The 24,219-nt window shown below is 69.3% G+C and carries 16 protein-coding genes; 3 read left to right on the top strand and 13 right to left on the bottom strand.

Features of this window, described 5'->3' with window-relative positions:
* Positions 1-11 precede the first annotated feature (11 nt).
* Positions 12-512 (bottom strand): ArsI/CadI family heavy metal resistance metalloenzyme, encoded by a 501-nt coding sequence (locus LDO27_RS13735; protein WP_224042256.1) that lies wholly within the window; start codon positions 510-512, stop codon positions 12-14.
* Entirely contained in the window at positions 509-841 is a 333-nt protein-coding gene (locus LDO27_RS13730) for an ArsR/SmtB family transcription factor (RefSeq protein WP_224042255.1), read from the bottom strand. The genes LDO27_RS13735 and LDO27_RS13730 overlap by 4 nt, the downstream gene beginning before the upstream one ends.
* A gap of 250 nt (positions 842-1,091) precedes the next feature.
* Between LDO27_RS13730 and LDO27_RS13725 the strand changes: the two genes are divergently transcribed.
* Complete coding sequence (locus LDO27_RS13725; protein WP_224042253.1) at positions 1,092-1,964, top strand: metal-dependent hydrolase; 873 nt, start codon at positions 1,092-1,094, stop codon at positions 1,962-1,964.
* A 95-nt stretch (positions 1,965-2,059) separates the two neighbouring features.
* Here the strand turns inward: LDO27_RS13725 and LDO27_RS13720 are convergent, their stop codons facing one another.
* The 11 genes from LDO27_RS13720 to ilvA all read right to left on the bottom strand — a co-directional run bounded on the left by LDO27_RS13720 (position 2,060) and on the right by ilvA (position 21,236).
* On the bottom strand, positions 2,060-4,234 hold the full coding sequence (locus tag LDO27_RS13720) for an alpha/beta hydrolase domain-containing protein (RefSeq protein WP_224042251.1): 2,175 nt from the start codon (positions 4,232-4,234) through the stop codon (positions 2,060-2,062).
* A 54-nt stretch (positions 4,235-4,288) separates the two neighbouring features.
* Complete coding sequence (locus LDO27_RS13715; RefSeq protein WP_224042249.1) at positions 4,289-5,965, bottom strand: tannase/feruloyl esterase family alpha/beta hydrolase; 1,677 nt, start codon at positions 5,963-5,965, stop codon at positions 4,289-4,291.
* 462 nt (positions 5,966-6,427) lie between these two features.
* A complete protein-coding gene (gene uvrA, locus LDO27_RS13710) occupies positions 6,428-12,262 on the bottom strand; it encodes an excinuclease ABC subunit UvrA (protein WP_224042247.1) in 5,835 nt (1,944 codons plus the stop codon).
* A 263-nt stretch (positions 12,263-12,525) separates the two neighbouring features.
* Positions 12,526-14,031, bottom strand: a complete 1,506-nt coding sequence (locus LDO27_RS13705) for an efflux transporter outer membrane subunit (RefSeq protein WP_224042246.1) — start codon at positions 14,029-14,031, stop codon at positions 12,526-12,528.
* Between the two features lie 11 nt (positions 14,032-14,042).
* The gene (locus LDO27_RS13700; RefSeq protein ID WP_224042244.1) at positions 14,043-15,206 is read right to left on the bottom strand and encodes an ABC transporter permease; all 1,164 of its coding nucleotides are present in this window, start codon (positions 15,204-15,206) and stop codon (positions 14,043-14,045) included.
* Complete coding sequence (locus LDO27_RS13695; protein ID WP_224042242.1) at positions 15,203-16,210, bottom strand: ABC transporter ATP-binding protein; 1,008 nt, start codon at positions 16,208-16,210, stop codon at positions 15,203-15,205. Before LDO27_RS13695 ends, LDO27_RS13700 begins: the two co-directional genes overlap by 4 nt.
* Positions 16,207-17,202, bottom strand: a complete 996-nt coding sequence (locus tag LDO27_RS13690; RefSeq protein ID WP_224042241.1) for an HlyD family secretion protein — start codon at positions 17,200-17,202, stop codon at positions 16,207-16,209. Before LDO27_RS13690 ends, LDO27_RS13695 begins: the two co-directional genes overlap by 4 nt.
* Positions 17,203-17,234: 32 nt before the next feature.
* On the bottom strand, positions 17,235-17,945 hold the full coding sequence (locus LDO27_RS13685; protein WP_222202123.1) for a TetR/AcrR family transcriptional regulator: 711 nt from the start codon (positions 17,943-17,945) through the stop codon (positions 17,235-17,237).
* Positions 17,946-18,060: 115 nt separating this feature from the next.
* Complete coding sequence (locus tag LDO27_RS13680) at positions 18,061-18,672, bottom strand: uracil-DNA glycosylase family protein (protein WP_224042239.1); 612 nt, start codon at positions 18,670-18,672, stop codon at positions 18,061-18,063.
* A gap of 40 nt (positions 18,673-18,712) precedes the next feature.
* Positions 18,713-19,546 (bottom strand): NADPH-dependent 7-cyano-7-deazaguanine reductase QueF, encoded by an 834-nt coding sequence (gene queF / locus LDO27_RS13675; protein ID WP_222202119.1) that lies wholly within the window; start codon positions 19,544-19,546, stop codon positions 18,713-18,715.
* A gap of 52 nt (positions 19,547-19,598) precedes the next feature.
* Complete coding sequence (gene ilvA, locus LDO27_RS13670; protein WP_224042238.1) at positions 19,599-21,236, bottom strand: threonine ammonia-lyase, biosynthetic; 1,638 nt, start codon at positions 21,234-21,236, stop codon at positions 19,599-19,601.
* Between the two features lie 272 nt (positions 21,237-21,508).
* Between ilvA and otsB the strand changes: the two genes are divergently transcribed.
* A complete protein-coding gene (otsB, locus tag LDO27_RS13665; RefSeq protein WP_224042236.1) occupies positions 21,509-22,282 on the top strand; it encodes a trehalose-phosphatase in 774 nt (257 codons plus the stop codon).
* On the top strand, positions 22,254-24,206 hold the full coding sequence (locus tag LDO27_RS13660; RefSeq protein ID WP_377747193.1) for a glycoside hydrolase family 15 protein: 1,953 nt from the start codon (positions 22,254-22,256) through the stop codon (positions 24,204-24,206). Before otsB ends, LDO27_RS13660 begins: the two co-directional genes overlap by 29 nt.
* Positions 24,207-24,219 lie beyond the last annotated feature (13 nt).

Here is a 24,219-nt window from a genome sequence, read left to right as displayed (position 1 = left end):
ATGGATGGGAGTCAGCAGCACGACGAGCGGGGCCCGCAGCATGCTGGATCATTCGTAGGTCGTGGCATCGGGATGGCTTGCGATGCCGGCGCGCAGCAAGCCGTGCCCTCGCCGGCGGACTGGCGCGCCTCGCCATAGGTAGGCACGCTGGCGAGCGTGTGGAAGGACTCCCAGGCGACGCCCTGCGGATCGACGGACCAGTACTTGTCGGAGTTGGCGTAGCAGCAGTTCGTGCCGATCTGCGCTTGCATCGGCAGGTCGGCGTTGGCAAGCCGCGTGCGCATATCCGCCAGTTCCTCGTCGGTTTCCACCTGGATGCCCAGATGATCGACACCAAGCCTGTCTTGCGCGGCGCCGCGGCGGGAGATCGCGAAGTTCACCGACGGATCGTCGAGCGCCCACTTCGCATAGTCCGGCTTGAGGACGGTCGGCTCGGCGGCGAACAACGCCGAGTAGTAGCGGATGCTGGCCGACAGATCAGCGACGCTGACGTGAACATGGAAGCGCTTCATGATGGGGACTCCGAGGTCGTACAGCCGGTCACGGGCGAGCACGGATTTCCGCCACAGCAGTTGTCCGTGAGGTAGGCGAGCAGGTCGTTCATCGTCTCGTAGCGCGCCATATAGATGATCGAGCGGCCGTCCTGGCGGCTCGCCAACAGTCCGGCGCGATGCAGCTCCTTGAGATGGAAGGACAGGGACGAGGCCGGCATCCGCATCAGCTCCGCGATGCGGCCGGCCGGCATGCCGTCGGGACCGGCCTGTACCAACAGGCGAAACACCGAGAGGCGGATGGCGTGGGCGAGCGCGGCAAGCGCATGCAGGGCTTGATCGGTTTTCATAGTTCGAAGATAGTCGAAATATGGAAATGAAGCAAGGACGATTGTCACTGTCGCGATAGTTCAGGGCCAGCGCGCCGCCCGGTCGCGTCGGCAGTTGACATGCGAGGCCACCCCTGCGAATACTGCCCTTCGCAACGCCTCGGTGCCGATGCATGCCGCGCACGCGGGCCACAATTTCACCGAGGCGGTGCTCCCGCCCATACGGTGGAGTGGTCCGAGATGTCGCTACAACCAATTCTGGGAGACGACCATGATCACACGCCGCTTGCTTCTTCTCGCTACCGCTGCCGCCGCGCTCACCGCTTGCGCTGCCAATGTCTCCAGTCCCCGGGCGACGGCCCAGCAGCCCGGGGCGCCGGGCACGGTGGCCGCCGGCAAGGCGGAGGTGCTGTGGCTGGGTCAGGCGGCCACGCGCATTACCACGCCGGGTGGCAAGGTCATCGTCATCGATCCCTGGCTCACCGCCAACCCGAAGACGCCCCCGGCGTTCAAGCAGCTCGCCGCGCTCGGCAAGGTCGACCTGATCCTGGTCACGCACGCGCACGGCGATCATCTCGGCGATGCGCCGGCACTGGCGAAGATGCACAACGTGCCGATCTACAACGGCGGCGGCATGGGACAGACGCTCGTTGCGCTGGGCATGGTGCCGGGCAACCTGTCGCAGCGCTTCGGCAAGAGCGGCACGGTGGCGCCGTTCGGGCCCAATGGCCCGAAAATCACCGCGGTGCATGCGGAGCACTCGTCCGAACTGGTGTGGAAGGACCCCGCCTCCGGCAAGGACGAAGTCCACTACGGCGGCGAGCCGGTCGGCTACATCATCGAACTGGAGAACGGCTTCAAGATCTGGCACATGGGCGATACCGGCCTGTTCGGCGACATGCGGCTGATCGGCGAGCTCTACAAGCCTGACCTCGTGCTGATCCCGATCGGCGGGCATTTCACGATGGGCCCGCGGGATGCGGCGGTGGCGGTGCGCGACATGATCAAGCCGCGCTATGCGATTCCCATCCACTACCAGACCAGCCCGCAATTGCGAGGGACGCCGGCGGAATTCACTGCCGCGCTGGGCGCGTCGGGCACGTCCGTCATCGTTCCGGAGCCCGGTCAGAAGGTCGATTTCTGACGGGGCCCCGGCGTGCCGGGCGTTGCGGCACGTCGGGCAAGGCAATGTGAAAGGGCGCGCGGCATCCGCGCGCTCTTCACCATGCTAGCCCGAACTCACGGCAATACCGGACTCGCGTTCGCCCGCGCGATGATCCCGTCCGCGTCCCGCTGCAACAGCAGCCGCTGCGCCACCAGGTCGTTGGCGGCTGCCGTGACCGCGGCCACGTAGCCCGCCTGCGTGCCGTACAGCTCTTCCAGCGAGGGGCGAGCGTCGCCGGCGGCGAGGCGGGCGGACTGGGTCTTGTGGAAGGGGATGAACGACCCGGTCAGGTTCGACAGGTCCACGATGCCCGGTGTCGCCACATAGTTGAACTCGATGCTCGTTCCCAGCGGCGCGCGCGCCTCGACGCTGCGGATGCCGGAGGTGGTCAGGCCGGTGACCGGGTCGACCTGCGGCACGAGGATGGCGTAGTCGCGGTTCAGGTAGGCGGGCGGCAGCCGCGTGGCGATGCCGGACTCGTCCTTGCGGCGGTACTCGGGACCGAAGTCCAGCAGCGGGAAGCCGTTGTAGCGTGCGAGGTAGTTGAAGTCCGGGATCGCGGTCTGCACGCCGCCCACGGGCCACGTCAGGCCCTTCATCGCGGGGAACACCAGTTGCTCGGGCCGTACCAGCGTGCCGGCGGCGATGCTCGGCACCTGGCTCGGCGGCGGCGCGGCGTCGCGGACTACCCAGTCTTCGAGCGCGATGAAGAGGGCGCGAAAGGTGTCGTTGAAATGAACCACCGTGCCGGCCGGATACACGTTGCGCGTGGGCGCGAAGGTGATGCTGGCCGTGCCGCCCGGGCCGCCATGCTGCGTGCTGCTGTAGTAGTAGATGCGTGCGTTGTCGGGCTGGGTCAGGTCGCGGAAGCCGAAGGCGTCGGTCAGCACCGGCGAGCCCTGCAATTGCCAGAATTCGGTGCCGCTCAGGCCGAGGAAGAATTTCGGGCAGGTGCTGGTGGCCGCGCAGCGACTCATCACGCCCGCCTTGGTGCCGGTCAGGTCGTCGACGTAGTCCTTGTCGAGCGCGCGGGGCGCGGTCTGGCCGAACGCGGTATGGTCGGTGCGCAGGCCGCCGCCGCCGCCGGGCACCGCGAAGCGCGTGTTGATGTTGGTCTGGCGTGCCGCGACGTGGGCGTAGATGCCGTCGAACACCTTGGTGCCGTCCAGCGCCTGGTTGAAGCCCAGATGCAGGAAGGTCTTCATGGCATTGCCCGACTGCGACGTGCCCTGGCCGATGGTGTGGGAGATCCTGCCGGCGAGCGGGTTTGGCGTGCCCGCGCTGTCCACCGCCTTGCCGCGGAAGAAGCTGACGGTGTCGCGCAGCGCCGCCAGGCCCACGCCCATGACCTTGGGGTCCTTGGCGACGTAGACCAGCTCATACAGATACCGCGGATCGAATCCGCCCTTCAGGCAGACGCGCGTGGGGTCCGGCGTGCCGGGAAAGGCGTTGCCGGCGGCATCGCAGTTGGCGAACTTCCAGTCGCCGTTCGGAATCGGAATGCGCGGGTCGGTCTCGTTGGCGCGGCGCGTCAGCGAGTAGCCCGGCTGCGTGTTGTCCAGGCTCGCCGGCTCGTAGGGAATCATGCTGCCGTTGAAGACGCCGCCCGGCAGCGTCATGACCGGCGTCGCGGCGGTCGGTACCAGTTCGGTGCGATAGGGGCCGGTGATCGCGCTGCCATCCGCGTTCTTCGCCACCGGTACCGTCACGGTGAGGCGCGCCGGGCTGCTCTTGGGCACATCGCCCTGCCACGCCGAATACAGCATCACGTAGCCGCGCTCCAGGTAGACCGCGTCGCCGGGCGTCGCGGTCGGATTGAGCAGCGTCAGGATATTGCCGCGGTTCGGCGCGTCGTAGCGCAGCACGCCGCTGGCCTTGCCCATGTCCTTGGGCTTGAGCATCAGGAAGTCTGCGCTGTACTCGACCATGCCGCGCGCGTTGACCGGCGCGAGCGCCAGGTCCTGGATGATGGCGTTCTTCGGGTCCTTGGGGTCGACTTCGCCGCTGATGGAGCCGCGCACCTGTTCGTACTGGCCCACCGCGCCGTAGCTGCCGGGAAAGTCCTGGGTCGATTCGATCTTCAGGGTCAGGGCGGGCGTGCGGGCCGGCTGCTCGCCGCCGCCGCCTCCGCCTCCATTACCACCGCCGCCACCGGCGCTGTGGTCATCGTCGTTGCCGCCGCAGCCGGCGAGCGCCAGGCAGGCGGCACCGGCCAATGCCATGGCATGCCATGTCTTGTTGCGCTTCATCAGTCTTCTCCTCGTCGAATCGTTTTGTGGGGCCGCGACGCGGCAACGCTTGCGTCAGCCGCAGGTAAAGCTGGCGGCATCGTCGGTATTGCCGGTGCCGCTGTAGATCGCCTTCTTCGGATAGGGACACAGGGGCCGGGTGCGGGTGGTGGCGCCATTGGTGACCTTCGCCGCGACGATGCGATCCGGCGCGACGCCGCGCTCGACCCACTCGTCCAGTGCCATCAGCAGGTCGTGCCCCGCATCGGGCGTGGGCGAGGGCGCGCCGCCATTGCCGAAGTTCGTCGCGCCGCTGCCGCCCGAGCAGTGGCCCATGCCGGGGACGAGAAACAGGCGGAAGAAGTCGTCCGCCTGCGCCTGGCCGCCCTGGGCGCCGCGCATCCGCTCGTAGTAGGCGATGGTGTCGAGCGGGTTGACGACCGGGTCCTGCCACCCCTGGTAGACGATGGCCTTGCCGCCGCGCGCCTTGAACGCGCTCAGGTCCGTGCTGGTCTGGTCCACGAGGCCGCCAACCTTGGCATCCGCATACGTGACGTCGCGGTCGTAGTCGAAGGTCCACCAGTCCCACTGCGGGTTGTCGAAGACCCACAGTCGCCAGAAGTCGGCGCGCACCGGCTCCGTGGCGCCCCAGTAGGAGGGCCAGCCGCTCTCGCTGCCCACCGGGTAGCCGGGGTAGAGCTGCGCGCCGGTGCGCGGATTCTTCGGGCCGGCGTGGATCTTTCTGACCACGTCGATCTGCGCGGCGGTCAGGCATGTCGGCGCGTCGCCGGACGGGCACAGCATGGCGTCCACATCGAACCTGTCGGGGGTGCAGGCGCGGGGGTCTTCCATCACGCCGTCGGTGACGCCATCGAGGGCGTCGCAGGCGGCCACCGCGGTGCTGGTGACGAGCGCCGCCTTGGCGGGCGGCAGGATCAGCGTGGCGTTGTCGCCGGGGGTGCGGTTGCTCTGGAAGCGGTACAGGAATTCGATATTGAGCCGCACGCGGTTGTTGCCCGGCGCGCCGGCGATGACGCCGTCGAAGTCCGCGGGATAGCGCTGCATTTCGGCATAGCCCTGGTGGCCGCCGGTCGAGCAGCCGTAGTAGTAGGCGCGCGCGGTCGCCTTGGCCTGCAGCGCCGCGATCAGCTGCTTGCCCGGCACGGTGATCGCGTTGATCGACCGCGTGCCCCAGTCGCGGATCTTCTCGGGATGGCCCACGCCCCAGAACATCTCGTTGGGATCGGTGGACTGGTGGCCGGTATCGCCGCCGATGACGGCGTAGCCCTGGCGCATCGCGTAGGCCATGTCGCCGTAGCTGAGCGCGGGGCTGTAGCCGCCGTTGCCGGTGGTCACCAGCTTGCCGTTCCACGCGTCGCCGGCGGGCACCCACACTTCGAAGCGGATCAGCGAGTCGGCGCTCGGCGTGGCGGTGCCCTGCAGGCGGCAGAAGGCGGGCAGGCCGGTGAGCGCGGCGCGGGCGCCGGGCGGCGTGTAACTGCCGGCCGGCACGGCGGTGGCCGATTGCACCGTGGCGTTGTCGAGCCTGACGTCGGCGAAGCTGCCGATGTCGCAGGCGCGTGCGGTGGGCGTGGCCGGTGGTGGCGGCGGCGGAGCCGGTTCGTCGTCATCGCCGCCACAGGCGGCCAGCACGCCGGCGCAGGCCAGCGCGGAAAGGGCGGCAAGGGCGGCGCGGCGGGATGCAGGCGCGGTGGTATCGATCCGCGCGCGGGATAGTGTGTGGCGTTGCATGTCGTCTCCTCCTCGATGTCCGTCTGCCGCCGGCTGCGCGGGCGGAGCGAACGAGACGTGGAGGGACGTGCGCGCTCGTCGGCGCGAGCGAGGACATGCCTCGGTCGCAAGGGACCGATGGCGTCGTCTTCGTCGGCTGACTTGGGGTGTCCCTCACGGGCGCGGTCTCTGTGGACCGGTCCGGGTGCGGGACGACATGCTGCGCGTAAATAACGAGGCGCGTCGCGGTCGGTCTGATGCCGCCATCGACGCATGCGCCGGGTGATCTGTCTCCATCTCTGTGTCGCTCGCCGGCGTGTGCGCCGCCTTGCCAGCAATGCCAGTGAAGTTTAGGTCCGGCGACTTATTTGGATAAATTCTTTGTTTGGATAGATTGATCGGGTTGGTCGATAAAAGGGTTTGCGGGCTCCGCGTGGGCTTTCGCCCCTCTCCCGCGGCGGAAGAGGGGCAGGTCGCGCTGCCCTACCCCGTGCGCCGGGCCGCTTTCTCCCCCGTGCGCGCCAGCACCGGCCTGAGCGCCGCGCCGGTATGGCTGGCGCGCACGCGCGACAGGCCCTCGGGGTCGGTGGCCGCGACGATGGTGCCGCCGGCCACGCCGCCTTCGGGTCCGAGGTCGACGATCCAGTCGGCCTCGGCGATCACGTCGAGGTCGTGCTCGATGACGACCACGCTATGCCCGCCGTCGACGAGCCGGTGCAGCACGCGGATCAGCTTGGCAACATCGGCCATGTGCAGGCCGACCGTGGGCTCGTCCAGCACGTACAGTGTGTGCGGGGCCTTCTGGCCGCGGCGCGTGATGTCGTCGCGCACCTTGCTCAGCTCGGTGACCAGCTTGATGCGCTGCGCCTCGCCGCCCGACAGCGTGGGCGAGGGCTGGCCCAGCGTGAGGTAGCCTAAGCCCACGTCCTTCATCAGCTGCAGCGGATGCGCGATGCTGTTCATCGAGGCGAAGAAGTCCACCGCCTCGTCGATCTCCATCGTCAGCACGTCGCCGATGTTCTTGCCGCGCCAGGTGACCGCCAGCGTCTCGGCGTTGAAGCGCTGGCCGTGGCACACGTCGCACGGCACCTTCACATCCGGCAGGAAGCTCATGCCGATGGTGCGCACGCCCTGTCCCTCGCAGGCGGGGCAGCGCCCGTCACCGGTATTGAACGAGAAGCGCGACGGCGTATAGCCGCGCGCCCTTGCCTCCAGCGTGTCGGCGAACAGCTTGCGGATGGTGTCCCACAGGCCGATATAGGTGGCCGGGCACGAACGCGGCGTCTTGCCGATGGGAGTCTGGTCCACCTCCAGCACGCGGTCGATCGCCTCCCACCCCGAGATGCCCGCGCAGCCCTGCCAGACATGGGTAACCTGCGGGCGGGCGACGCGCGCCGTGCCGGCCGGCGCTTGCGCCTGCGCGCTCTTGCGCGCGCGGCGCGTGGCGGGGGACGACATCACCGAACGTCCCACCGCGTCGAGCAGGTTGGCCATCAGTACATCGCGGGCCAGCGTGGATTTGCCCGAGCCGCTGACGCCGGTGACCGCGACGAGCCGCGACAGCGGCAGGCTGACCGTCACGTCGCGCAGATTGTGCAGCGTCGCGCCGTGCACGGTGAGCCAGCGCTCCGGGACCGGCGCATCGCCGGCCTGTACCGGGCGGCGCGGCTGCAGCGGATGCACGATCGGCTGCGCCAGCATCTGCCCCGTGAGAGAGGCCGGCTGCGCCGACAGCTCCCGCACGCCGCCCTGCGCGACCAGCGTGCCGCCGCGCTTGCCGGCGCCGGGGCCGATGTCGATGATGTGGTCGGCGCGGCGGATGGTGTCCTCGTCATGCTCGACCACCACCAGCGTATTGCCCTTGTCGCCGAGCTTGCGCAGCGCGTTGAGCAGGATCTGGTTGTCGCGCGGATGCAGGCCGATGGTCGGTTCGTCGAGGACGTAGCACACGCCCTGCAGATTGCTGCCAAGCTGCGCGGCGAGACGGATGCGCTGCGCCTCGCCGCCGGACAGGCTCGGCGCGGCGCGGTCCAGGCTCAGGTAGCCCAGGCCCACTTCCTCGAGGAATTCCAGGCGGCTGCGGATCTCGCTGACCACGTCTCGCGCGATCTCGGCGTCGCGTCCCGCCAGTTCGAGCGACTCGACCCATTGGCGCGTCTCGCCGACGGTCCAGCGCGCGATATTGACGATGGGCTCGGCGGCGAACGTGACCGCGCAGGCGGCGGGGTTGAGCCGCGCGCCGTGGCAGTCCGGGCACGGCGTCTCGGCCAGGCCCTCGGGTTCGAGCTCTTCCGACGGCAGGCTCTGTTCGCGTCCGCGGTTGTCCTCGGCCGGAAGGCTGTCGTCGTACGCGGCGCGCTGCTCCCGCGTGAGCGCGAGGCCGGTGCCGACGCAGCCTGGGCACCAGCCATGCTTGCTGTTGTACGAGAACATGCGCGGATCCAGCTCCGGATAGCTGGTGCCGCATTGCGGGCAGGCCCGCTTGGTGGAGAAGACCTTGGTGTGGGCGACATGCGCATCGCCGCCGTTCATCGACTCGCGCAGTCCGTCCAGCGGAGCCAGCAGGTGCATCACGCCCTTGCCGTGTTCCAGCGCCTGCTCCAGCAGCGCGCGCAGCGCGGCCTCGTTGTCGGGCGAGACCACGATGTCGCCGACCGGCAGTTCGATGGTGTGCTCGCGGAAGCGGTCCAGCCGGGGCCAGGGGTCCACCGGCAGGAATTCGCCGTCCACCCGCAGATGGGTATTGCCGCGCGCCTTCGCCCACTTCGCGAGGTCGGTGTAGACACCCTTGCGGTTGACCACCAGCGGCGCAAGCAGGCCGACATGCTCGCCGCGGTGGTCGCGCAGCAGTTGCGCGGCGATGGACTCGATGCTTTGCGCGGTGACCGGCGTGCCGTCGTAGATGCAATGCTGGATGCCCAGCTTCACGTAGAGCAGCCGCAGGAAGTGCCAGACCTCCGAGGTGGTGGCCACGGTGCTCTTGCGTCCGCCGCGCGACAGGCGCTGCTCGATGGCGACGGTGGGCGGAATGCCATAGACGGCATCGACCTCGGGCCGGCCCGCAGGCTGCACGATCGAGCGCGCGTAGGCGTTGAGCGATTCTAGGTAGCGGCGCTGGCCCTCGTGGAACAGGATGTCGAAGGCGAGCGTCGATTTGCCCGAGCCGGAGACGCCGGTCACCACATTGAACTTGCCGTGCGGGATATCGACGTTCAGCGACTTCAGGTTGTGCTCGTGCGCGTTGACGATGCGCACCACGCCTTCGCCCTCGACGGCACGGCGCGCCCGCGCGGCAGCGAGCGCCGTTTGCAGCGGCACGCCGTCGTCGGCGTGGCCGGGCATCACGCCCGCGGGCTGCGCGCCGTCCTTGCCGATCTGGCCATCGTATTGCAGCAGCGCCTGGCCGGTGTGCGACTCGGTGCACGCCTTCAGGTCCTCGGGCGTGCCCACGCATACGACGCGGCCGCCGGCGTCGCCGCCTTCGGGGCCGAGGTCGATCACCCAGTCCGCGGCCCGGATCACATCCAGGTTGTGCTCGATCACGATCAGCGAATGGCCGCCGTCGAGCAGCTTGCCGAACGCGCGCATCAGCTTGGCGATGTCGTCGAAGTGCAGGCCGGTGGTGGGCTCGTCGAACATGAACAGGCGCCCGGCGCTGGCGTCGGGCTTCACGCGCTTCCTGCCGGCCTGCGCGGTTTCCGCGAGAAAGCCCGCGAGCTTGAGCCGTTGCGCCTCGCCGCCCGACAGCGTGGGCACGGGCTGGCCGAGCTTCACGTATTCCAGGCCGACATCGACGATCGGCTGCAGCACGCGCAGCACTTCGCCGTCGCCGGCGAACGCCGCCGCGGCTTCGCTCACGGTCAGGTCCAGCACATCGGCCACGCTCAGCACGTAGACCTGGTCGCCGACGACGCGCTCGATCTTCACCTCCAGCACTTCGGCGCGATAGCGGCTGCCATCGCAGTCGGGGCAGCGCAGGTAGACGTCGCTGAGGAATTGCATCTCGACGTGCTCGAACCCCGAGCCGCCGCAGGTCGGGCAGCGACCGTCGCCAGAGTTGAAGCTGAAGGTGCCGGCCGTATAGCCGCGTTGCAGTGCCATCGGCGCCTTGGCGAACAGCTTGCGGATCTCGTCGAAGGCGCCGACGTAGCTGGCCGGATTGGAGCGCGCGGTCTTGCCGATCGGCGACTGGTCGACGAACACCACGTCGCCGACCTGATCCGCGCCGCGCAGCTGGCGAAACGCGCCCGGCGATTCCGTGCCCTTGCCGAAGTGCCGGGCCATGGCGGGGTAGAGCACGTCCTGGATCAGGGTCGATTTGCCGCTGCCGGAGACGCCCGTCACGCAGACCAGGCGCTGCAGCGGAATCTCCACGCTGACGTCTTGCAGGTTGTGCTCGGTGGCGCCCTCCAGCGCGATGCGGGGCGTGGCGTGGTCGACAGGACGGCGCTCCCAGTGCGAGGCGTCGGCCACGCGCTTGCGGCCGGACAGGTAGTCGGCGGTCAGCGTTTTCGCGCCGCGCACGTCGCGGGGCGTGCCGTCGTAGACGATGCCACCGCCGCGCTCACCGGGGCCGGGGCCCATGTCGATCAGCCGGTCGGCGGCCAGCATCACCGACGGATCGTGCTCGACTACTACCAGCGTATTGCCGGCGTCGCGCAGCCGGCGCATCGCCTCGACGATGCGGTTCAGGTCGCGCGGATGCAGCCCGATGCTGGGCTCGTCCAGCACGAACAGCGTGTTGACCAGCGAGGTGCCCAGCGCCGTGGTCAGGTTGATGCGCTGCACCTCGCCGCCGGACAGCGTGCGGCTCTGGCGGTCCAGCGTCAGGTAGCCGATGCCCACGTCGCACAGGTAGCGCAGCCGCGTGCGTACCTCGGCCAGCAGCAGCTTGAGCGCGTCGTCCAGCATGGCGCTGGGCAGGGTGAGCTCGTCGAAGAAGCGGCGGATGCGCTCGATCGGCATCAGCATCAGGTCGTGCACGGTCAGGCCCGGCAGCGCGCGCAGCTGCGCGGGGCTCCAGTTCACGCCGCGGGGCATGAAGCGGTGCTCGGGGGCCAACACGGCGTCGGCGTTGTCCTTGGAGCCGAGGCGCCACAGCAGCGAGTCGGTCTTCAGGCGCGCGCCGCCGCAGGTTTCGCACGGCGTGTAGCTGCGGTATTTGGACAGCAGCACGCGGATATGCATCTTGTAGGCCTTCGACTCCAGATAGTCGAAGAAGCGCCGCACGCCGTACCACTGGCTGTTCCACTTGCCGTTCCAGTCCGGCGAGCCGTCGATGACCCAGGCGCGTTCGGCCTCGCTCAGATCGGCCCACGGCTTGTCGCGCGGGATGTCCGCGCGGGCGGCATAGCGCATCAGGTCGTCCTGGCACTCTTTCCAGGCGGGCGTCTGCATCGGCTTGATCGCGCCCTCCCGCAGCGTCTTGCGCTCGTCGGGAATGACCAGCCCCAGGTCGACGCCGATGACGCGGCCAAAGCCGCGGCAGGTCTCGCAGGCGCCATAGGCGGAGTTGAACGAGAACAGGGCGGGTTGCGGATCGGCGTAGCGCAGATCGCTCTCGGGGCAGTGCAGGCCGGTGGAGAAGCGCCAGATCTCGGGCTCGCCCTCGTCGGCCAGCACGTACACGTTGACGCGTCCGCCGCCGCGCTTGAGCGATGCCTCCAGCGCCTCCACGGCGCGCACCTTGTCGGTGTTCTGCAGGCGGAAGCGGTCGGCGACCACATCGAGCATCTTGCGCGGGCCGGTCGGCGAGGCCACCACGCGCTGCGCCTGCACGCGCGTATAGCCGCTCACGGACAGCCATTGCTCGATCTCGGCATCGGTGGTGGACTCGGGCAGCTCGACGGGGAAGGTCACCACCAGCCGCGGATCGGTCTCGCGGGTGCGCGCCAGCAACTCGGCGTAGATGGTCTCCGGCGTGTCGTGGCGCACCTGCAGCGCGGTCTCGCGGTCGAACAGCTCGGCGGCGCGGCCGTACAGCAGCTTCAGGTGATCGTTGAGCTCGGTCATCGTGCCCACGGTCGAACGCGAGCTGCGTACCGGATTGGTCTGGTCGATGGCGATGGCCGGCGGCACGCCGTCGACCTTGTCGACCTGCGGGCGGTCCATGCGGTCGAGGAACTGGCGCGCATAGGCGCTGAAGGTCTCGACATAGCGGCGCTGGCCCTCGGCATACAGCGTGTCGAACACTAGGCTTGACTTGCCGGAGCCCGATGGGCCGGTGACCACGGTCATTTCACCGGTGTGCAGGTCGAGGTCGACATTCTTCAGATTGTGCTGTCGGGCTCCGCGAATGCGGATGACGCCGGAAGACATGGAGGCGATTCCTTTGAAGGGGCGAGCGCGCGGGTAAGGCCGGCGGCGCTGCCTGGGACAGGCGGGGGTCCACTTTAGCAAAATCTCGTGGTGGGCATGGCGCGTAGGGATGGCGGGCGGTCACCCTCATCCCCCGGCCCTTCTCTCGCGGGCGGGAGAAGGGAGCAAACCGACAGGGGTCGAAAGGCTGCTGATGTTCTCCCCTCTCCCGCCAGCGGGAGAGGGGCGGGGGTGAGGGTGACCGCCCGCCATCCCGCTGACGCTCACCGCCCAGACGCCGATACCTCCGCCTCCTGCCACCACCCCCCACCCAACGCCTGCAGCAGCGCCGCCGAGTCCGCGAACCGGCTCACCGTCGCCTGCGTCAACGCGAGCGAGGCCTGGCGATACTGCCGCTGCGCGTCGAGCGCCGCGTACTGGCTGACGCCGCCAAGCCGGTACTGCTCCGAGACCGTGGCGAGCGTGGCGCGCGCGGCCTGCTCCGCGTCGGCGCGGGCGCGCAGCACGTCGGCGTCGGCCTGCAGCGCGCGCAGCGTGTCGCCGACCTGCTGCAGCCCGCCCAGCACCGCCTGCCGGTACGCCGCCAGCGACTGCTCGTAGGCGGCCTCGGCCGCGCGCTTGCGGGCCTGCAGCTCGCCGCCGCGAAATACCGGCTGCACCAGACCGGCCGCGAGGCTCCACACGTTGAAGCTGTCGAACACCTCGCGCACGGTGGAAGCCTGCGAGCCCGCACTGGCGCTCAGCGTCAGCCGCGGATACAGGTTGGCGGTGGCCACGCCGATATCGGCGCTTGCCCGGTGCAGCAGCGCCTCGGCCGCGCGGATATCGGGGCGGCGCTGCGCCAGCGTGGAGGGCAGCGCCAGCGGCAGGGTCTCGGGCAGGTGCAGGCGGTTCAGCGCGAAGGCCGGCACGCGCGCGGCATCTTCCGCCGCGGACGGCGGTTCGCCGAGATAGACGGCGAGCTGATGTCGCGTAGCGGCGAGCTGGCGCGACAGTTCCGGCAGCAGCGCCTCGGTCTGCGCCAGCTCGCCGCGCTGGCGCTGCACGTCCAGCGCCGGCACGCCACCGGCGCGCAGCCGCTCTTCGGCAATGGCGAGCTGGTGCCGCTGCGCGTCGGCCAGCGCCGTGGTGTCGGCGAGGCGGGCGCGCAGGCCGGCCTCGCCGATGGCGGCCGTGGCGACATTGGCGGCCAGCGACAGCCGGGCGGCTTCCAGCTCGAAGCGCTGGTAGTCCACTGCGGCCTGCAGGCCCTCGAGCTCGCGCCGGTTGCCGCCGAACAGGTCCAGCGTGTACGAGACCTGCACCGAGGCGCCGTAAAGGGTAAACGGTCCCGGACTCGGAAAGGCCCGGATGCCGAGCGATTCGATATTGATCTGCTGGCGCGCGGCATCGAGCCTTGCGTCGACCGCCGGCCACCGCGTGGCGCCAGTCGCCGCCGCAAGGTTTTCCTGCGCCTGGCGCAGCCGCGCCTGTGCCTGCGCGAGCGTGGGGCTCGCAGCGAGCGCGGTGCGGATGGCGCGGTCCAGTTCGGGGCTGCGGAACAGCGTCCACCACTGCGCCGGCACATCCATGCCCGCCGCCAGCGTCTGGGGATGGCCGTGCGCAGCGTCTGCCGCGACCGTGGCGGCGGGAGCGGGGCCCGCGGCGTAGCGGTCGACCGGCGGCGGCGTGGGGACCTGGAAGTCCGGCCCGACGGCGCAGCCGGCCAGCGTCAATGCCAGCATGCCGCACGCCAGCGCGATAGGGGGCGGAGCTGCGAAGAGAGTCATGGTGGCCTCGCTCAATCCAGGGTACGGCGGTAGAAGCGCACCGCGATTGCCATCACCACCACCGTGAACAGCAGCAGCGGCCAGATGTTCGGCCAAAGTTCCACCCACCCGTTGCCCTTGAGCAGGATGCCGCGAATCATGCGGTGGAAGTACGTCATCGGCAGCACGTTGCCGATGACCTGTGCCCATCCCGGCATGCCCGCGAAGGGAAACATGAAGCCGGACAGCAGGATGCCGGGCAGGAAATAGAAGAAGGTCAGCTGCATCGCCTGCAACTGGTTCTGCGCCAGCGAGGACAGCGTGATGCCCACCGTCAGGTTGGCCGCGATGAACAGCAGCGTGGCGAGGTACACCGCGACCAGGGAGCCGACGAAGGGCACGCCGAAGATCCAGCGCGCGGCCATCAGGATGATGGTGGACTGAATGAGCCCGATCAGGATGTAGGGCACGATCTTGCCGCTCATTACCTCGATGGGCAGCACCGGCGTGGCCAGCAGGTTTTCCATGGTGCCGCGCTCGCGTTCGCGCGTCATGGCCAGGCCCGTCATCATCACCATCGTCATGGACAGGATCACCCCCATCAGGCCGGGGATGATGTTGTACTGGGTCAGGCCCTCGGGGTTGTAGAGCCTGTGAACCTGCACCTCGAACGGCGGCTTGTCGCCGGCCAGCGGGGAGAGCGGACCGCGCAGGTCGCGGCCGGCCACCACCGCGGGCATCTGCGCCAGCGCGGCGATCGCGGCGCCGGTGGCCGAAGGGTCGGTGGCGTCCGCCTCGACCAGCACCGCGGGCCGCTCGCCGCGCACCAGCCGGCGCGTGAAGTCCGAGGGAATATTCACGACGAACTGCACCTCGCCCTTCATCAGCGCTTCGCGCCCTGCCGCCTCGTCCGGCAGCGTGCCCACCACGCGGAAATAGGTGGACGCCTGCATGCCCGAGATCAGCGAGCGGGTGAATTCGCTGTGGTCGGCGGCGATCACCATCGTGGTGAGCTGGCGCGGGTCGGTATTGATGGCGAAGCCGAACAGCAGCAGCTGCATGATGGGCAGGCCGACGATCATGGCGAAGGTCACACGGTCGCGGCGCAGCTGCAGGAATTCCTTCAGCACGATGCTCCACCAGCGCTGCGCCGAGAAGGCGGGGCGTGGCGCGCCTGACGAGCGGCGCCCGATCATGGCCGGCCTCCCGCGCCGCGCGGCTTGCCCGACTTGCCCGGCTTGCCCGCCGCGGCCATGTTGCCGTCGGCCCGGCTCATCATGTGAATGAACACGTCTTCCAGGCTGGTATCGATGCGCGTAAGCCGATGTGCGCTGCCGGCGGCGGCGCGCAGCGTGGCCTCCAGCGCGCCGGCGTCGCGTCCGGTCACGTGCAGCGCATTGCCGAACACCACCGTCTGGTCGACGCCCGGGGCGCCGTGCAGGCGGTCGCCCAGCGCGGTAAGGTCCTCGCCCTCGATCGACCACGTGGCGAGGTGCTGCGCGGCCACCACTTCCTCGGCGGTGCCTTGCGCCAGCAGCTTGCCGTAGGCGATATAGGCGAGCTTGTGGCAGCGCTCGGCCTCGTCCATGTAGTGCGTGCTGACCAGCACCGAGATGCCGCGCGAGGCCAGCAGGTGCAGCTGTTCCCAGAAATCGCGCCGCGCCTTCGGATCGACGCCGGCGGTGGGTTCGTCCAGCAGCAGCAGCTCGGGCTCGTGCAGCAGGCATGCGGCCAGCGCCAGGCGCTGCTTCCAGCCGCCGGAGAGCGAACCGGCCAGCTGGCGCGCGCGGCTCGCCAGCCCGAGTTCCTCCAGCGCACGGTCTACGGCGGCGCGTCGATCCGGCATGCCGTAGACGCGAGCGATGAAGTCCAGGTTCTCGCGGATCGACAGGTCCTCCCAGAAGGAGAACTTCTGCGTCATATAGCCGACGCGGCGCTTGATCTGTGCGGTCTCGGTCAGGATGTCCAGGCCCAGGCAGGTGCCGTGCCCACCGTCGGGCGTCAGCAGTCCGCACATCATGCGGATCGAGGTGGTCTTGCCGCTGCCGTTGGGGCCCAGGAAGCCGAAGATCTCGCCGCGCCGCACCTGCATGCTCAGGTGGTCGACCACGTGCTTGTCGCCGAAGTGCTTGTCCAGGTCATGCACGTCGATCGCGAGGCCGGCATCGGGCGACGCGGGGCTGCTCGCCGGCGCGCTCATGGCCGCACGACCTCGACCGGCTGGCCGGGATGCAGACCGGGGGCGTCGGCCGCCGCGGGCCTCGCCTCGACCAGGAAGACCAGCTTGTCGCGGGTCTCGTTGCTGTAGATGACCGGCGGCGTGAATTCGGCCTGCGTCGAGACGAAGCTGATCGTCGCCGGTACGGGGCGTGGGCAGCCATCGCAGCGCAACTGCACCGCCTCGCCGTTGCGCAGGCTCCCGACAACGGCCTGCGGCACGTAGAAGCGCACCTTGATATTGCCCGGCGGCAGCAGCCGCACCACCGGGCTGCCCGCCGGCACCCACTCGCCGTCGCGGTACATCGTGTCCTGCACCAGGCCCGCCTGCGTGGCGGCCACGGTCTTGCGCGAGAGACGCCATTCGGCCTGCGCCAGCGCGGCCCGTGCGGCCTCCACCTGCGCCGCCTGCGCCTGGCGCTGGGCCTCGCGGCCGGGCAGCCGGGCCACCGCGACATCGCCGCGCAGCTCGCGCACACGCGCGGCGTCGGCGCGCGCTGTGGCGCGGCTCTGCTCCAGCTGCGACTGTGCGATGCCGCCGATGCGGAACTGCGCTTCGTCGCGCGCGAGTTGCGCGGCGCTGCGCTGCGCCTCGGCCTCGGCGCCCGCCAGCTGAGCCCGCGTCACGTCGATCTCCGGCGGCCGCCGGCCGGTCTGCAGGTCCGCGAGCTGCGCCTCGGCGGCGCGCAACTGCTCCGCGGCCTGGCGCCGCGCCGCGCTTTCCTCGTCGGTTTCGAGCGCGAACAGCGCAGTGCCCGTCCCGACCTGCTGGCCTCGCTGCACCGACAGGCGCTCCAGCCGCCCCGCGAACGGCGAGGCGACATGGACGAATTCGCCCTCGATATAGCCCTGCCAGCCGGTGGGCGCCCTGTCGCCGCACGCGGCGAGCGCCGCGCAGGCGGCGCAGGCGAGGATGGCGCGGGCCGGCGGGCGGCGCCACGCGCGCAGGGGCGGAGTCGGAGCAGGGGCTGGCATGGCGGGGATGCGGCGAGGGAGAAGTCGGGGCGTCATGGCAGCGGCGCCGGGTCCGGCGCAGTGCCTGCGGCGGTGGCGGCGGTCATGCCATGGGTCAGCACGGCGCGCGCGTGGCCCACCAGGCTTTCGATATCGATGGCGTCCGCGCCCGGCAACTGTTGCCAGATGTGCCGGGTGGCGAGCGGCAGCAGCGCAATGCCGAACACGGAGACGACCACCAGCGGCGCCTGGATCGCCGGATCCAGCTGGCCGCGCGCGCGGGCTGCGCCGGCGAGCATCGCCACGGTCACGGCATGCTGCAGGCCGATGCGCTGCAGCACGCGCTCGCGCAACTGCCCGTCCAGGCTGACGATCTCGCGCAACCACAGCGGGGGAAACCAGGGCCGCGCCGCGGCCTCGCGGATCATGCGCTCGGCGATGCCGGCCAGCATGTCGGCGGGACTGTCGCCCGCCTGCGTCTGGACGCCGAACACGCTGTCGACCATGGGGCCGAGGCGGTGGTCGGCCACGGCGTCGAGCAATTGCAGGCGGGTGGGAAAGTAGTAGTGCACCAGGGCGGGGGTCACGCCCGCCCGCGCGGCGATGGCCTTGACCGAGGTCGCGGCCACGCCGTGCTCCGCGAACAACTCGGTGGCCGCATCGATCAGGCGGTCGCGCTGGCGTTGGGCATCCAGGCCGGCGGCGGGACGGCCGGGGCGGCGGGCTGCGGGGGCGGTGGTTGCCGGCGGGCTGGTGGAAGGCATGGGCGCAATGTCGAGGATTGCGGCCTATATTAATTTTTGAATTAATTAAAGCAAGAAGCGTTACATTTGCGGGCGCGGCGGGGAAGTGCTCGGAAGTGTCTGGGAAGTGCCGGGGTCAGCGCGCCGGCGGCTCGGCAAGGCTGCGCGCCACGCGCTCGCGCAGCACGGGCAACACCTCGGCCGCGAACCAGGGGTTGCGCTGGAACCACGCCACGTTGCGCGGGGAAGGGTGGGGCAGGGGGAGGAAGCGCGGGGCATAGTCGGCCCATGCCCTCACCGTCTCGGTCAGCGAGGCCTTGCGCCGCGCCCCGAGAAAATGCCGCTGCGCGTACTGGCCGATCAGCAGGGTCAGCTCCACGCCGCGCAGCCGAGCCAGCAGGGCCTCCATCCAGCGGGGCGCGCACTCCGGGCGGGGCGGATTGTCGCCGCTCGTGCCCCGGCCGGGGTAGCAGAACCCCATGGGGACGATGGCAAAGCGGGACGCATCGTAAAAGGTGGCGTCGTCGACGCCGAGCCAGCCGCGCAGCCGCGCACCGCTGGCGTCGTTCCACGGAATGCCGGTGGCATGCACGCGCGCCCCCGGCGCCTGCCCGACGATCAGGATGCGGGCGCTTGCGGACGCCCGCACGATGGGGCGCGCGCCCAGCGGCAGCGCCGGCTCGCAGGCGCGGCACGCGCGCACGTCGGCGAGAAGCGCATCGAGGCTGGGGTAAGACTGCCGGGTCATGTTGCATGCCGCCCGCGCTCGCGGGCAGGCCGCTCCCGCGTTATTGCCGCGCGTTGCGGCCGTTATCGGGCCATGGCGTATTGAAGTTGGTGCGGAACGGGTTGATATCGAGCCCGCCGCGGCGGGTATAGCGCGCGTACACCGCCAGCTTCACCGGCTTGCACTGGCGCATCACGTCGGTAAAGATGCGCTCGACGCACTGCTCGTGGAACTCGTTGTGATTGCGGAACGAGATCAGGTACTTGAGCAGCCCCTCCTGGTCGATCGGGGGGCCCACATAGCGGATCTGCACGCTGCCCCAGTCGGGCTGCCCGGTTACCAGGCAATTGGACTTGAGCAGGTGCGACACCAGTGTTTCCTCCACCGGCGACTCCTCCTGCTCCGCGCGCAGCAGATGTGGCGCGGGCTCGTAGATATCGGTCTCGATATCGAGGCGGTCCAGCAGCAGGCCGTCGAGCTCGCTCATGCGCTGCTTGCCGAAATCGGCCTCGGATGCCAGCCGGACCTGCACCGTGCCGCCGGTCGCCTCCGACAGATCCTGTTGCAGCAGCGCCTGCAGCGCCTCCGGCGAGTCGACCTTGGTCTGGTTGAACGAGTTCAGGTACAGCTTGAACGACTTCGATTCGACGATATGGGGCGTGTCGGCCGGGATGATGAAGCTGGCCAGCGCCACCTGCGGCTTGCCCCGCATGTTCAGCCAGGACAGCTCGTAGGCATTCCAGATGTCGACGCCGAAGAACGGCATGGGCCGCCCTTCGGGCAGGCCGATCTCGGTGCGCTTGGGCTGGCGCGGAATCGGAAACAGCAGGCTGGCGTCGTACTCGGCCTTGTAGGCGGAGGGTTTGCCCAGCGGCGAGTGTTCGGGCGAGCTCATGATCTCTCCTGGAATGGCGCAATACGTGGGCGCAATCCGTGGCGCCCGGGGCTTATGCAAGGAACAGCTTGTAGACCGGGTTCTCGGTCTCGTCCCAGTGTACGTACCCCAGCGTCGACAAAAATTCCCGGAACGCGCGCTTTTCGTTCTTCGGCACCTGGATGCCGACAAGGATATTGGAGGTGTCCCCGCCCTGGTTCCGGTAGTGGAACAGGCTGATGTTCCAGTTCGGGCTCATGCTCGACAGGAAGCTCATCAGCGCGCCCGGCCGCTCCGGAAACTCGAAGCGGAACAGCATCTCGTCGTGCGCCAGCGGCGAATGGCCCCCCACCATGTAGCGGATGTGCTGCTTGGCCAGCTCGTCGTTGGACAGGTCCAGCGTGTCGAAGCCATGGCGGCGGAAGGCATTGGCCAGCTTGTCGCTCTCGGCGCGGCTGCCGATCTGCACGCCGACGAAGATATGCGCGCGGCCAGTATCGGCGATGCGGTAGTTGAACTCGGTCACGCTGCGCGTGCCGACCTGTTCGCAGAAGCGGCGGAAGCTGCCGCGTTCCTCCGGAATGGTCACGGCGAACACGGCCTCGCGCGCCTCGCCCACCTCTGCCCGTTCCGCGACGAAGCGCAGCCGGTCGAAGTTCATGTTGGCGCCGCAGGCGATGGCCACCAGCGTTTCGCCCTTGAGCTTCTCGCGCTCGGCGTAGTGCTTCAGGCCCGCCACGGCCAGCGCGCCGGCCGGCTCCAGGATGCTGCGCGTGTCCTGGAACACGTCCTTGAGCCCCGCGCAGATGGCATCGGTATCGACCAGCACGATCTCGTCGACCAGCTCGCGCGTGATGCGCAGCGTTTCCCGGCCGACCAGCTTGACGGCCGTGCCGTCCGAGAACAGCCCCACGTCCTTGAGTTCCACGCGCTTGCCCGCTTCCACCGAGCGCTTCATCGCGTCGGAATCCACGGTCTGCACGCCGATCACCTTGATCTCGGGACGCACGGCCTTGATGTACGAGGCGATGCCCGAGATCAGCCCGCCGCCGCCGATGGCCGCGAAGATCGCGTGGATGGGGCCGGGATGCTGGCGCAGGATCTCCATGGCGATGGTGCCCTGACCGGCGATCACCTCCGGATCGTCGAACGGGTGGATAAAGGTCAGCTTGTGCTTCTTTTCCAGCACGGCGGCGTGGTTGTAGGCGTCGCTGTAGGAATCGCCGTGCAGCACGATCTCGACCCACTTGCCGCCGTGCTCGCGCACCGCGTCGATCTTCACGCGCGGCGTGGTCACCGGCATTGCGATCATGGCCTTGCACTGCAGCCGAGAGGCGGCCAGTGCCACACCCTGCGCATGGTTGCCGGCCGAAGCGGCGATCACCCCGCGCTTGAGCTGCTCGGGCGACAGCGAGGCCATCTTGTTGTAGGCGCCGCGCAGCTTGAAGGAGAACACCGGCTGCGTATCCTCGCGCTTGAACCAGACCGCATTGCCGGTGCGCGCGGACAACTCGCGCGCGTAGGTCAGCTCGGTCTCCTGCGCCACGTCGTAGACCTTCGCGGTCAGGATCTTCCTCAGGTAGTCGATCTTGCCGCCGGCCGGCGTGGGCCGGCGCGCGACCGCGGCGGGCACGGCCGAGCGGGGGGCGGAGGCGGACGAGGAAGCCGACGAGGTCGGAGCGGAGGCTTTGCTGGCGGATTTGCGGGTCATGTCGACGGCGAAAAGGCGGGCCGGGGAACGGCGGAAACGGCGGAAACCGCGATAGCGGCGGGGGAAACCGCGGTGGAAACGGCGTCGGCCGCCCACGCGGCGCGGCCGACGCAAACCGCCAATGATAATGGATGCCTTGCCCGCGCCGCATTCGCGGCGCTTTTTCCGCCGTGCGGCTAGCCGCCCGTGCCTCGCACCGGAGCGGTGCATGCGTCACTGTAGGACGCCGTCGGGTGGACGCTGGTCGATCACTCGTGATACGGTTTGCTGCGATGTCTTCCCTACCGCTGATCGAACCCGATACCGCGCTGTTCCTTGATTTCGATGGCACGCTGGCCGACCTGGCGCCACGCCCGGAGCTCGTGTACGTCGAACCGGAACTGGTGGGCACGCTGCGCGCGCTGCACACCGCCCTGGGTGGCGCGCTGGCCATCGTGTCGGGCCGAACCGTTGCCGAACTGGACAATTTTCTGAGCCCGCTGGTGCTGCCGGCCGCCGGCGTGCATGGCGCCGAAGTGCGCGACAGCGCGGGCCGCCGCTTCGAGATGCCGGCCCCCAATTTGGGCGGCATGCTGGCGCGGCTGGAGGATCTGGCGCTGGCCCATCCCGCCTTGCGCATCGAACGCAAGCCGATGGCACTGGCGGTGCACTACCGCTCGGCGCCCGAGCTCGAACAGCTGGTTCGCTCGCAGGTGGCCGAAGCGCTCAAGGACATGAGCGGCGTGGAAATGCTCCACGGCAAGATGGTGGTCGAGGTCAAGCCGGCCGGCGTGACCAAGGGCAGCGCCATCGAGAACTTCATGCGCGAGGCGCCGTTCGCCGGCCGCAAGCCGGTGTTCGCGGGCGACGACGTCACGGACGAGGACGGCTTCGTCATGGTGAACAAGCTCGGCGGGCTGGGCGTGCTGGTCGGCCAGCGCGCCACCGCGGCGACCGTCAGCGTGAACAATCCCGCCGCCCTGCGGCTGTGGCTGGGCCACAGCGCACGGGCCCTGGGCGCGCCGGCCGGCCAGGGCGATGCCCCCGCGTCGACCCCCGCGCTGTGAGCGCGCCGCATCGGACGAAACGGACCAACAAGACGAACAAGACGAACAAGAAGGAGCTGCCTTGAGCCAGACCATTCAGGCGGCCGCCGCCGGGGACGCCACGCAGGACGCTTCCCGCGCCGCCGCGCCCGGCGGGCGCCACTGCAACCCGTCGCTGTCCCTCGGCATGATCGGCAACTGCGGCTATTCCGCGCTGATCGACGAACGCGGCCGCATCGTCTGGTGCTGCATGCCGCGTTTCGATGGCGACCCCGTCTTCAACGCGCTGGTCGACCCCAGCGAGAACGGCGGCCACTTCTCGATCGAGATCGAGGACTTTGCCGAATCGCAGCAGTGCTACGAGCCCAATACCGCGATCCTGCGCACGCTGCTGACCGACCGGCACGGCAACAGCCTGGAGATCACCGACTTCGCCCCGCGCTTCTACCGCCACGGGCGCTATTTCCGCCCACTGACGCTGGTGCGCCGCATCCGTCCGGTCAAGGGCGCGCCGCGCGTGCGCGTCGTGGTGGCGCCGCGCTTCGACTGGGGCCGCATCGCGCCCGAGGTGACCCGCGGCAGCAGCCATGTCCGCTACGTGGGTGACGGCATGACGCTGCGCCTGACCACCGATGCGCCGCTGACCTACGTGCTGTCGCATACGCCCTTCCTCGTCACGCACCACATGGACTTTATCCTGGGGCCGGACGAGACGCTGCAGGGCGGCGTGGAGGAAACCGCGCGCGACTTCGAGCAGGAGACCACCCAGTACTGGAAGCTGTGGACGCGCCGGCTCGCCGTGCCGCGCGAATGGCAGGACGCGGTGATCCGCGCGGCCATCACGCTCAAGCTCTCGCTGTACGAGGAAACGGGCGCGATCGTCGCCGCGATGACCACCAGCATTCCCGAGGCCCCCTACAGCGGCCGCAACTGGGACTATCGCTATTGCTGGCTGCGCGACGCCTTCTTTGTCATCCGCGCGCTGAACAGCCTGTCCGAGGTCGGCACCATGGAGGACTACCTGCGCTGGCTCTCCAACGTGGTGATGCAGTCGCGGGACGGCCACATCCAGCCGCTGTACGGCATCGGCCTGGAGCGCGAGCTGCCGGAATCGCAGCTGGACCATATCGCGGGCTATCGCGGCATGGGTCCGGTGCGCGTGGGCAACCAGGCGCAGGAGCACTTCCAGCACGATGTCTACGGCAACGTGGTGCTGGGCGCCGCCCAGGCCTTCCACGATCACCGGCTGCTGCATCGCGGCGGTACCGCGGAATTCCATGTGCTGGAGGAAGTGGGCGAGCAGGCGGTGCGCGTGTTCGGCACCCCCGACGCGGGCATGTGGGAGCTGCGCACGCGGGCGCGCGTGCACACCTCGTCGGCGCTGATGAGCTGGGCCGCGTGCGATCGCCTCTCCAAGATCGCCGAGACGCTGCAGCTGCCGGCGCGCGTGCGCTACTGGCGCAAGCATGCCGACATGATGCGCGAACGCATCCTGCGCGAATCGTGGAGCGAGGAGCGCCAGGCCTTCGCGGAGAGCTTCGGCGGGCGCGAGCTCGATGCCAGCGTGCTGCTGATGGCCGAGGTGGGGTTCATCGACCCCTGCGACCCCCGCTTCACCGCCACCGTCAAGGCGATGGAGGAGACCTTGTGCGACGGCCCGTACATGCGGCGCTACGAGGCGCCGGACGATTTCGGCAAGCCCGAGACCGCCTTCAATATCTGTACCTTCTGGCGTATCGACGCGCTCGCGCGCATCGGCCGCAAGGAGGAGGCGCGGGCCATCTTCGAGGCGATGCTCGCCGCGCGCAATCCCCTGGGACTGCTGTCCGAGGACACGCACCCGGTCACGGGCGAGATGTGGGGCAATTTTCCGCAGACGTATTCGATGGTGGGTTTGATCAATGGCGCCATGCGGCTGTCGGCACCGTGGGATTCGGTGATCTGACGGCAGGCAGACC

Origin of the sequence: Cupriavidus respiraculi (assembly GCF_914271545.1) — a bacterium.
Classification (GTDB): domain Bacteria; phylum Pseudomonadota; class Gammaproteobacteria; order Burkholderiales; family Burkholderiaceae; genus Cupriavidus; species Cupriavidus respiraculi.
This window is presented reverse-complemented; position numbering and strand designations above follow the sequence as displayed.